The 12,227-nt window shown below is 37.4% G+C and carries 9 protein-coding genes; 4 read left to right on the top strand and 5 right to left on the bottom strand.

What is annotated here, in order from left to right; translation table 11 throughout:
- Window positions 1-882: 882 nt before the first annotated feature.
- Window positions 883-1,734: a DUF6612 family protein gene (locus FG382_RS13355; protein ID WP_142539385.1), complete on the bottom strand. Its 852-nt coding sequence runs from the start codon at window positions 1,732-1,734 to the stop codon at window positions 883-885.
- Window positions 1,735-1,925: 191 nt separating this feature from the next.
- Entirely contained in the window at window positions 1,926-3,413 is a 1,488-nt protein-coding gene (locus tag FG382_RS13350) for a peptide MFS transporter (protein ID WP_142539384.1), read from the bottom strand.
- 136 nt (window positions 3,414-3,549) lie between these two features.
- On the opposite strand from FG382_RS13350, the gene FG382_RS13345 reads away from it, so the two are divergent.
- Complete coding sequence (locus FG382_RS13345; RefSeq protein WP_142539383.1) at window positions 3,550-5,268, top strand: ABC transporter ATP-binding protein; 1,719 nt, start codon at window positions 3,550-3,552, stop codon at window positions 5,266-5,268.
- A gap of 34 nt (window positions 5,269-5,302) precedes the next feature.
- Here FG382_RS13345 and hflX read toward each other — a convergent pair whose 3' ends face one another.
- The 3 genes from hflX to FG382_RS13330 form a co-directional block, all read right to left on the bottom strand.
- The gene (gene hflX / locus FG382_RS13340) at window positions 5,303-6,577 is read right to left on the bottom strand and encodes a GTPase HflX (protein WP_142539382.1); all 1,275 of its coding nucleotides are present in this window, start codon (window positions 6,575-6,577) and stop codon (window positions 5,303-5,305) included.
- Between the two features lie 15 nt (window positions 6,578-6,592).
- A complete protein-coding gene (locus tag FG382_RS13335; RefSeq protein ID WP_142539381.1) occupies window positions 6,593-7,336 on the bottom strand; it encodes a VOC family protein in 744 nt (247 codons plus the stop codon).
- Window positions 7,337-7,428: 92 nt separating this feature from the next.
- Window positions 7,429-9,060 carry an AMP-binding protein gene (locus FG382_RS13330; RefSeq protein WP_142539380.1) on the bottom strand — a complete coding sequence of 544 codons (1,632 nt, stop codon included), beginning with the start codon at window positions 9,058-9,060 and terminating at the stop codon, window positions 7,429-7,431.
- Window positions 9,061-9,244: 184 nt separating this feature from the next.
- Between FG382_RS13330 and nhaC the strand changes: the two genes are divergently transcribed.
- From nhaC to FG382_RS13315, 3 genes are all read left to right on the top strand, one after another.
- The gene (nhaC, locus tag FG382_RS13325; RefSeq protein WP_142539379.1) at window positions 9,245-10,624 is read left to right on the top strand and encodes a Na+/H+ antiporter NhaC; all 1,380 of its coding nucleotides are present in this window, start codon (window positions 9,245-9,247) and stop codon (window positions 10,622-10,624) included.
- A gap of 133 nt (window positions 10,625-10,757) precedes the next feature.
- Window positions 10,758-11,945 (top strand): class I SAM-dependent methyltransferase, encoded by a 1,188-nt coding sequence (locus tag FG382_RS13320; RefSeq protein WP_142539378.1) that lies wholly within the window; start codon window positions 10,758-10,760, stop codon window positions 11,943-11,945.
- The gene (locus FG382_RS13315; protein ID WP_142539377.1) at window positions 11,942-12,205 is read left to right on the top strand and encodes a hypothetical protein; all 264 of its coding nucleotides are present in this window, start codon (window positions 11,942-11,944) and stop codon (window positions 12,203-12,205) included. The genes FG382_RS13320 and FG382_RS13315 overlap by 4 nt, the downstream gene beginning before the upstream one ends.
- Window positions 12,206-12,227 lie beyond the last annotated feature (22 nt).

Genomic DNA, 12,227 nt, shown 5'->3' with positions numbered 1-12,227 from the left:
TATAAAATCCGCTCACTAAAATAAGAGTTTGCACATTGTAGAGAAACTGCGACTAAGTGTGTTAAATGAATGAAGCGTCCACCCCACCGCCTGCAGTGAAAAACAAAGAAAAGTACCTTTTTATTCAGTCTCAACTTGCTTAAACAGTTTTTGACTGTGTAATTTTATTAAATTGATAGAGCCACAGATTTTTTATTCAAAGCAGTTTTATTTAAAATGAGGCTCCAAGAACAAAAGCGCTAAGCGCCTGTCACATGCCCAATTAAGCTTATGGGAACGATAAAATAAAATAACGCACTTAATAGGGAAACTGCGCGGTAGTGAGTTGAATGAAGTGTCCGCTGGGATTTTCGCTACAGGGTGGACGCTTTCCGCGAGGGTGAGCGATAAGAGAAATGTGAAATATTATGGAACAAGAGGAGATGTGATACCAATAACTAGTTGAAAAAGATGAACCGAGCTTTATCCTAATAAACGAGCTACTTATTTGGTGATAGCCTTTACTAGTTTGGTTTAATTATTTGCAGTGGTAAACTTGATAAATTTATAACTTTGATAACTGCAGACACCAAATTAGCAGCCCATCCATAATGATTGAAGCGGAAGGCGGCGACTCCTGCCGGAATAGCATGAGCTGAAAGCCCCGCAGAGCGTTAGCGACGAGGAGATTGAAGCCATGCAGGCGGAAAGCGTCCGCCTGAAGCGAAAATCATAGTGAACTCCTAATAGGACAATTTACCGCGCATTTTTTCTATACTGTTACTTAAAAAAGTTTCCACATCTCTAAATCTTCTATAGTTTCCTAACCAATAAAAAAACTGCTCCCAGCTGTTGTTTTTATAACAACAACAGCTGGGAGCAGTCTTATTAGCTTATTTCATCTTATAATTCTACAGCGTTATCGATTACTTCTTGTGGAATGACGATTTCTTCTACTTCATTGAAACCAGAGAAAGTAGATTTTACATCTTGTACGATGTTCATTTTTTCACCGTCTATATCCATATCCATATCAAAGACAACATCTAATTTATTCGTTTGGAACGTTTCTTTATCAATGTGAATCAAATAGTTTACTGAGTGAATATCGAAATCCATTTGAACCTCTTCTCCCATACCCATTGATTGCATTACTTCATCAACTTGCGTTTTTACTAATTCTGTGAATTTTTCACCTGAAGCTTCAAGCGTTAAAATATAGTTATCATTATCTTGTTCGAATTTAAATTCATCTAAATATCCTTCAATCTGCTTCAACTGGTCAGACGCATTCGCTTGTTCCGAAGCGTTCATAATCCCCGCCATCATTTCTTGTGGAAGCTTCATCCACTGTCCAGTACCAGTAGACTCATCGTATACATAAAAATTATCTGCAGTCATGTAACTCTCAGTTTTAGATGTTTGATCAGACATACCTTCCACCAATCCACTTACAGTCGAAGTCCCTTTTTGATGCATCTGCATAGGGTCTACTATATATTCCATATCCATCTTCGAGCTAATTTCTAATTCATTTTCTTCATTCGGTATATTCATTTTTTGATTTAGATCCATTACTGCTCGTACACTCTTCAGTTCTTCTGATGCAGCAATAGATTTATCATATACTTCTTGAAGTGTTAAATTACTCTTTTCTGTTACCTCTGTCTTTTCTGCTGGTTTAGCAGTCTCGTTACATGCAGCTAAACCTAATGATAATGTGGCTACCGCGATAAGCGTTGTCCATTTCTTCATATTAGTTATCATCCCTTCATGCTTTAATAATTATTATACGAGTAAAGTTTCAGAAAGGTTTCATTTATTTTTATGAATATCCATTTCCAATACAATCATTAATCCATGCTATATAAAAAATACGAAAGGGATGCAATCTGTCGCATCCCTTTCGCATCAAAAATCTCTATTAGATTACTTTTGGTTATAACTTATTTCACTCCACGCATGTACTTTTGGATTAAAGGCGTCATTAAATACAATAACAACCCAATTACAAGTGCGATAACACCGATTACACCGAAGTATAAAACTTCATTTTCTGGTGAATACAGTTTAACCACTTGTGCATTGATTGCTTGTGCAGATGCGTTCGTCATAAACCATAAACTCATTGTTTGAGCGGCAAACGCACCTGGTGCCAGCTTCGTTGTTGCAGATAAACCAACTGGAGATAGTAGTAACTCACCCAGCACTACTAAGAAGAAGCTAAGTACAAGCCAAAATGGATTAACAAGTGTCTCTGTTCCATTTATATACGCTGGAATGATCATTACAATAAACGACATCCCTGCAAAGAATAATCCGAAAGCAAACTTTTTAGGTGTAGATGGTTGTCTATCGCCAAGTTTTAGCCACATCCAAGCAAAAAGAGGTGCAAGCACAATAATAAATAACGGATTTAACGATTGGAACCATGCTGGTGAAATCTCAAAAGATCCTATCATTAGATTAACACGCTCATCTGCATACTGGGCCAGTATATTCGATCCTTGTTCTTGTATTGCCCAGAACATCATTGCCGCTAAAAACAACGGGATATAAGCAAGCAATCTTGACTTCTCATCATCCGTTGTTCGATCGCTTCTATACATTACGATGAAATACAAAGTAGGAATAACAATACCTAAAATAGATACCGTCATTGTAAATACATCGATTGTCATAATCCCTTGTTGCACTAAAATATAGCCAAGAACTAATACGATTACAATGACAATACCAATTCTACTAAATACCTTTTTACGTTCTTCTTTAGACATTGGATTCGGCACATACGAACCAGCTAATCCAAGATTTTTTTTCTTAGTTAGTAAAAAGACGATTAATCCCAATGCCATTCCAACTGCTGCTAGTCCAAAACCTAAATGGAAATTATACTCCAGACCAATAGTACCAACGATTAAAGGTGCAAGGAATCCACCCATGTTAATACCCATATAAAAAATACTGAATCCAGAGTCACGACGAGCGTCTTTCTCCGAATATAAATCACCAACAATTGTGGAGATATTAGACTTCAATAACCCTGTTCCTATGATGATCAGCGCCATCGAAATAAATAGTGGCGTAATTCCACCTGGAAACGACAATACGACATGCCCGAGCATTATTAAAACTCCACCATAGAATACAGTTCTTGTCGTACCAAATAGGCGGTCGGCTATCCAGCCTCCAATAATTCCTGACATATAAACAAGGGAACCATATACTGCCATTATCGAGTTAGCAGTGGTTCGGTCTAGTCCTAATCCTCCCTGTGTTACTTCGTAGTACATATAATAGATTAGAATTGCGCGCATACCGTAGTATGAAAAACGCTCCCAAAATTCCGTAAAAAACAAGGACATTAACCCTTTGGGATGCCCAAAGAATCCTTTTTGAGGGACTGACTTTACTATCTCTTCTTTTGAAAACATGCTTTTACCTCTTTTCTAAATTGAGACATTCATTATAACGCCCTCTCTTTTCCCTGTCAAAAATTATCCAATTATTTCGTTTTATGAAATTGTTCGCTATAATAGTCACTATGTATAAAAGGAAGAGGGAGATTTGGTGCTAAAGAAGTTTTTTTCATTCTATAAACCACATAAACGGTTATTCGTCATCGATTTTAGTAGTGCGGTATTTGTAGCCATCTTAGAGCTAGCATTTCCTATGGCTGTGTCATGGTTTATTGATGATCTATTACCAACTAACGATTGGGATATGATTGTAAAAGTTAGTGTTTTACTGTTGCTTGTCTATATTTTGAGCACTTTTCTAAATTATATCGTGAGTTATTTAGGGCATAAGCTCGGTATTAATATCGAGACGGATATGCGACAGCAATTGTTCAATCACGTGCAAAGACAGTCATTCCGTTTTTTTGATAATACAAAAACCGGACATGTTATGAGCCGTATTACGAATGATTTATTTGATATCGGTGAGCTTGCCCATCACGGACCTGAGGATTTATTCATCGCTATTATGACCCTTATCGGTGCTTTTATAATTATGTTCAATCTCAATCCCGAGCTTGCCGTTATTGCGATTGTGATGGTTCCTTTCTTAGCGATTGTGGCTACATATGGAAACATCATGATGAACAAGGCATGGAAAAACATGTATGGCAAAATCGCCGATGTAAATGCACGTGTTGAAGATAGTGTGTCCGGTGTACGTGTGGTCCAATCATTTACAAATGAAAGTTTTGAGATAGCTCGTTTTAAACAAGACAATGGTCAATTTCGACTTGCAAAACTCAAAGCCTATAAAGTAATGGCAGGCACACATTCGAGTATTTATATGATGACTCGTCTTGTAACATTAGTAGTACTTGTTGTGGGAGCTTGGTTTACTTATAAGGGAGCACTTAAACCAGGAGAACTGGTCGGTTTTATCCTATACGTCAATGTATTGATCAAACCAGTGGATAAAATCACTGCTTTGCTTGAGCTATATCCAAAAGGGATGGCTGGATTTAAACGCTTTTTGGATCTTATGGAACAAGAACCCGAGATTAAAGATCGACCAAATGCTTTAAGTGTCACTCATTTAAATGGAAATATTGAATTTGATAATGTCAGTTTCCGATATGATGAGCATAAATCTGTATTAGATGATATCAATTTATCTATCAAAGCCGGGGAAACAGTGGCATTTGTCGGGCCGTCTGGAGCCGGAAAAACAACTATTTGTTCACTTATTCCACGTTTTTATGAAGTGAATGAAGGAGCCATTTCAATTGATGGTCTTAATATTCAAGACGTTACAATGAAATCATTACGTTCTCAAATTGGAATTGTACAACAGGATGTCTTTTTATTTACTGGAACAATTGAAGAAAATATTGCGTACGGGAAAAAAGATGCTACTACCGAAGAAATTCGAGAGGCAGCAAAAAAAGCGCATTTAGAAGACTTTATCGCCGGCCTACCACAAGGTTATGATACGCAAATCGGTGAAAGAGGACTTAAATTATCCGGTGGGCAAAAACAACGTCTTGCCATTGCTCGTATGTTTTTAAAAAATCCTCCCATTTTAATATTGGACGAGGCTACCTCTGCCCTTGACACGGAAACAGAGAAAATAATTCAAAAATCATTAATGGAGCTTGCAGAAAATCGCACTACGCTTATTATTGCACATCGACTTGCGACTATTCGGGATGCTGACCGCGTGTTAGTTGTAACCGAAGACGGAATCGCAGAAGATGGATCGTATAATGAATTAGTTGCGCAAGATGGCATTTTTGCTAGGTTGCATAATATCCAGTTCCAGGAAGTATAAAAAGAAGCTTATCGCACACGCGATAAGCTTCTTTTTATTCTTTTACGAAGACAAATTGTTGTAGTCGATCATAATCGGATTTCTTTAATTCAACTTTCACAAGTGTACCTTCTTCTTCATAAGTAGTTGACTCTACAGACGCATGTTCATTTAAATACGAGACAATATCTCCCCTGTCAAAAGGGATTAACATGCTGCACACAACGTAGTCAGAAAAAATCTGCTTTTTAATCATCCCTAGTAGTTCGTCTAGACCTGCTCCTTCTTTAGCAGAAATCCAAATGTTTTCCCCTGATACATAAGGGTATTTCATATCTGCCAAATCTGATTTATTGTATACATAAATAGTCGGAATATCCTCTACGCCAACAGCGAGCAACGTTTCGTTCGTAACGTCCATCATATAACGATGCTCGGCATTCGAAACGTCAACTACATGTAGCAGTAAGCTTGCATCTCTTGCCTCTTCTAAAGTAGAACGGAATGCTTTCACTAAATGGTGAGGTAGCTTGCTAACAAATCCAACTGTGTCTGTTAATAAAAACTCTTTTTGGTCTGGTAACTTAATCTGACGAACAGAAGTTTCAAGTGTAGCAAATAGCATGTCCTTCTCAAACACCTGCTTGGAATCTGTCTGCCCTACTTTATGAAGTAATTGATTCATAATAGTGGACTTACCTGCATTTGTGTATCCTACTAGTGATACAACTGGAATTGCATTTTTCTTACGCTGTTTTCTTTGCGTCTCTCGCTGATATTTAACTTGCTCTAGCTCTCGTTTTAGTTTGGCAATTTGGTCTTCAATTTTACGTCTATCTAGCTCTAGCTTTGTTTCCCCTGCACCACGGTTTTTAAAACCGCCACCTGTGCCTCCACCTTGTCTGCTTAGAGAAGCACGGAGTCCAACTAGTCGTGGAAGCATATACTGAAGCTGCGCTAATTCTACTTGCATTTGTGCCTCATTCGATTTTGCTCGTCTGGCAAAAATGTCTAAAATAAGCATCGTTCGATCGATTACTTTACATTCTAAGTCACTCTCTAGATTTCGAATTTGTGAAGGGCTTAGTTCGTCATTAAAAATAACAAGATTGGCACCAGCTTCTTCATAAAAGTTTTTAATCTCTTCCACTTTACCTGTTCCAACATAATGCGAATTCGTCACACGCTCTAGATTTTGTGTAACCTCTCCCACTACTTCGACATTTAGCGCTTCTGCTAAATTGTGTAATTCTTCTAATCCATATTCAAAATGCTCATCATGCTGCAAATTAACCGCAACAATGATCGCCTTTTCTAAAAATTCCTCCAAAAATAATTCCTCCTCCTAATGGAAGTGATACGTTGCCTGTTCATACACAAGAGTTTCTTTATCCTTGAGTCCTTCTATATGAACTGCTTTTAGTCTTTCTTTCGTTCCGTTATCTAACTGTTTGAAGACTAGCTTTGTATTGTTTAATAGAAGTATGTGTTCATCTTCTTCTACCAAATCAAAATACCTTTTCCATTTATTTATTATATCCCTTGGATTACGCACATGAAACTCACATGCTGAGATGCTTAATTGTAAATTACTTTCGTTAATTGTGCCATCTTCTCGTAGTGATTGATAGCGTTCCTCATCACTTTCCTCCCATTCAATGAAAAATGGCGTAGGGAGGGCATCACTTATTTCTTCTTTAACAAACAGCATCTTCCACTTACGTATTAGACCACTGGTTGTTTTTCTTTCAGCATGTAATACTCCTGAGGTTTCTATACCTTTTGCTTCCAGTTGCTTATGTAATTCGTCAATGGATGTCGTACGAATACAAATCGTTCCAAACCCAGGAGCTGATCTCAAATCATGTAATAATAGATTAATTAATGGATGTTTGGCATTTTCAGCAACTTCTTTATGTTCAATTGCTAACCACTCTATATAGCTATTTTTCGTGTATAAAAGTGCATTATATGTACCCCAAAATGTATGCTGACCTCCAATAACTGCATGAATACCAGCCTTATTCCACTCTAGTGTTACTTGACTTGGCGTCTTTGTAACGTGATGAACGATATGATCTAAATACATATTGCCAGTCCTTCTTTCTATCTGTTATAAAAGAACAAAAGAGATGAACAAGAAATATGTCATCTCTTTTTGTCGATTTCCCGGGAAATATCTTATACTAAGACTTTTTCTTTCGACATTTCCCGAAGTAGGAACTTTTGAATTTTACCGGATGCTGTCATTGGATACGCATCGATAAATTCAATGTATTTCGGGATTTTATGATGTGATATTTTCCCTTTGCAAAAATCCTTTAGTTGTTCAATGGTTAGGCTTTCTCCTGCTTTTAATATAACCCATGCCATGAGCTCCTCTCCGTATTTTGGATCAGGAACTCCTACTACTTGGACATCTTGAATGGATGGATGCTGATACAAAAATTCCTCTACTTCTTTTGGATAAATATTTTCCCCGCCACGGATGACCATGTCTTTCATACGACCAGTTATATCGATATACCCTTCCTCATCCATAACCGCGATATCCCCGGTATGAAGCCATCCTTCTGCATCAATCGCAGATTTTGTCGCTTCTTCATTTTTATAATAACCTTTCATCACTAAGTAACCTCTCGTACATAACTCACCCGGAACCCCTGCAGGTGTATCTTCACCAGTTACCGGATCAATGATTTTCACTTCTACTCCCGGATGTGCTTTTCCAACAGTAGAAACTCGTTTTTCAATCGCATCATCTGTCTTCGTTTGTGTAATCACGGGTGATGATTCTGTTTGTCCATATGCAATAGTTATTTCAGACAATCCCATATCTTCTATTACCTTTTTCATCACTTCGATTGGACAAATGGATCCTGCCATTATTCCAGTACGCAATGATTTTAAATTAAACTGAGCAAAATCCGGGTGATTTAACTCCGCTATAAACATTGTTGGTACACCATGTAATGCAGTACATTTTTCGTCCTGCACCATTTGTAATACTTTTTCTGGGTTAAACTGTTCAATAATGACCATGGTTGTCCCATGCGTTACAGAAGCAATGGTTCCCATGACACATCCGAAGCAATGAAAAAACGGAACGGGAATACATAGACGATCATTTTCCGTGAGATGAATATAATCACCAACAAGTTGTCCGTTATTCACCACATTCTTATGCGTTAGCATTACCCCTTTTGGAAACCCAGTTGTACCCGATGTATACTGCATGTTAATAACATCGTCATTATGAAGGGAATTCGATTGTTGTGCTAATGTTTCATCCGATACCTTTTCCGCGTGAGCTAGCAAATCAGACCAAGTATAAATTCCTGTATATTCATTTTCACTCATAACGATGACACGTTTAAAATGTGGTAATTTCTCAGATTGTATTTTACCTTTTTCTGAGTTCTCGATTTCTGGGCAAACAGCACTTATAATATCCAGATAAGATGTTCCTTTATAAGATTCACATAAAATAAGCGTTGTTGCATCAGACTGTTGTAGTAAATACTCCAATTCACTTTCCTGATAATTCGTATTGACAGTTACAAGAACAGCACCCATTTTTCCTGTTGCAAACTGACTTAGTAACCATTCCCTTTTGTTATCAGACCAAATTGCAACATGTTCCCCTTTTTGAATACCCATTCCAATGAACGCTTTTGCAAGCTCGTCCGTTTCTTCGTCAAATTCTTTATATGTTTTACGAATCCCTTGCTCGGGATATACGTATGCTTCTGTTTCTGGAAACTTTCTCGCTGCTTCTTTTACAATCTGCCCAATTGTTTTTTCGTTTAACAAACAAATCTCCCCTTTTGATTGTTATTTCTTTTTCTATCATTCTATCACAAAATTCTGACGAAATAGACTATTTATTAACTAATTGACTTAATAATAAAACATGATAAAATCCTAATTACTTCGTCACTTCAAAGCGTTGAAGTGCGAAAGTGTTTGAAAAGATTTTCATTGAGGAGGATTTACAATGTTTCGAATTCGTTCGACAATTACGCCTTCTTTTATAGAGGCTGTTCTTATTACGTTTACGATTATTGCATTAATGGCAGTTTGTATTGTTCAATTTGATGCAGTTCCACATATGCCTATTTTGCTGGCTATTTTAATATTGATCACTTATGGATTATTTAAAAAAGTTCCTTTCAAAAAGTTAGAGGAAGGACTTGTAGAAGGCTCAAAAGCTGGACTTGGGGCCATCTTTATCTTTTTCTTTATAGGTATATTGATAAGTAGCTGGATGATGGGCGGTACTATTCCTACACTTATCTACTTAGGCTTTCAATTTATCACACCACATTTCTTCTTTGCGATTGTATTTTTAGTTACTTGTATTGTTGGGTTATCTATTGGGAGTTCCTTAACAACAGTTGCAACAGTTGGTGTAGCGTTTATCGGGATGGCGAGCGCAATGGATATTTCATTAGCCATTACTGCCGGTGCGATTGTGTCTGGTGCGTTTTTTGGAGATAAAATGTCCCCTTTGTCTGATACGACGAATCTTGCATCTGCGATTGTTCAAGTAGATTTATTTGAACATATTCGCAATATGGGATGGACGACCATTCCGGCATTTTTCATCTCGCTCATTGGATACGGTATTTTATCGCCCAATAAAGAATTCAAGGGATTGGATCAGATTAAGGTCTTTCAAGAAGGACTCCTTCAAACAGGTATGGTTCACTGGTATACGCTACTTCCAATTGTTCTACTCTTTATACTTTCTATTAAAAAAGTACCTGCAATTATCGCCTTAGCATTAACTTCTATTGCAGCTATTTGTATTTCTTATTTCTTTCAATATACACCTTTTGAGGATGTACTGAATATATTGTTTAACGGCTATACATCTAGTATAGGAGTCGAAGCAATCGACTCGCTGCTTACTCGTGGCGGTATAAATAGCATGATGTTCACGGTAGGACTTGTCATACTTGCATTAAGTATGGGAGGACTATTATTTACCCTAGGTATAGTGCAATGTCTACTCTCAAAAATGGAAAGTATATTGAAAAGCGTAGGCTCTGTTATTACAGCGGCTGCCTTCGCTGGAATAGGCGTTAACACGCTTATAGGTGAGCAATATTTATCGATATTACTAACAGGGGAATCCTTTCAGGCACAGTTTAAAAAAGTAGGACTGGCCAATAAAAACTTGGCACGTGTCATGGAAGACGCTGGTACAGTCGTGAATCCACTCGTCCCTTGGAGTGTATGCGGCATATTCATCACGAATGTGTTAGCTGTCTCAACGATTGATTACTTGCCATTTGCCTTTTTCTGCTTGTTGAGTCCAATTCTGACTATTTTATTTGGGTGGACTGGGAAGACGCTTACTTACGTGAAATAATTTCCAGTTCATTTCCTATACAACTAAATTTTTGATTTTTACAACTAAAGCTTTCATTTTTCCAACTAACCTAAAATAACGCCGATATGTTACACTATTTCCAAGTATATTACGGAAAAAGAAGGCGAAACTTATGGAATTTCAAGAAATGAAAGCATATCTAATAGATCAAATCACAAACAAGCAGTTGGTTGCTGCAACTATCAGTCAACCACGTGCAAAGTCGAATGAAATAAAGCGTGTAAAACTTAAACCAATCGAAATAAAAAATATGTATCATATCCAACTGGAATACCAATATGAACGCATTTTAAAGCATGAAAATGTGCAATTAGACGAATTCGCAAATACACTGGATGAGCTGTTAGAACAGTTCCGCCAAATTCATGCGGACTTCGTAACAGAAAAAGTACAAGTCCAGCTTTCTAAGAAAAACAAAGTGATGTTGAAATCGGAGAAAGCAGCGGGTACAAAAACAGTGAACCTTTCTCATAATCGGAAAAAGAATTATTTGTTAGATGAAAACACTCCCTATCCCTTCCTTATTCGTTTAGGAGTACAAACAGAGGAAGGAAAAGTAAAAAAACAAAAGTATGATAAATTTAAGCAAATCAATCGTTTTGTGGAATTTATCGACGACACGCTTGCCCATTTACCAAAGGATAAACCCGTGCGTATACTAGATTTTGGATCTGGGAAATCGTATCTGACATTTGCCCTTTATCACTATTTAAAAATCGAAAAAGGTCTCGATATTCGTGTAACAGGGCTCGATTTGAAAAAAGAAGTTATTGAGGAATGCGCAAAGATTGCGGATGATTTAGGATATGATGAGCTCGAGTTTTTAGTTGGTGATATTAATGATTACAACGATGAATCGGCTGTCGATATGGTTGTCACTCTACATGCCTGTGACGTTGCAACAGACATGGCGCTTTCCCGTGCAGTAAAATGGGGAGCGAGTGTTATTTTAAGTGTCCCCTGCTGTCAGCATGAGCTAAATCGACAGCTAGACGCACCCGGGCTAGACATTTTGCTAAAGCATGGACTTATAAAAGAACGTTTTGCGGCACTTGCTACGGATTCGATTCGAGCGGAAATACTTAATATGGTCGGTTATGAGGCACAATTAGTTGAGTTTATCGATATGGAAAATACACCAAAGAACATTTTGATACGGGCTTATAAGAGCGGGAAAATAGCGACTGCTGAACAAATGGAAAGCTATAAGCAATTTAAGCAAATGCTAAATGCAGAGCCGTTTTTGGAGAATGAATTGAAAGAAATGATACCTTATTCCCCAGATAGGAGTAGACAATGAAAGAACCAACACTAAAAAAAGTGGCATATGGTATGGCAATGGCCATCGCTATCATCCTTGTCCATTTTATCGATGCACGCGTATATAATATGCAACCGATTCTGGCCTTAATCTTAGCTATCCTCATCACCTTTGTTGGGATCACATTCATCAACAAATCGGAGAAAATGGATAGAAAAATTTCGAGGATGAATTACAACTTATTAAACGTAGCAGTTGTACTAGTTCTATTCTTCGCTTATTTCACCATTTCACAATAAAAGGTCGTCTCCATAACGGGGA

The organism is Psychrobacillus lasiicapitis, assembly GCF_006861795.1.
Taxonomy (GTDB): Bacteria; Bacillota; Bacilli; order Bacillales_A; family Planococcaceae; genus Psychrobacillus; species Psychrobacillus lasiicapitis.
This window is presented reverse-complemented; position numbering and strand designations above follow the sequence as displayed.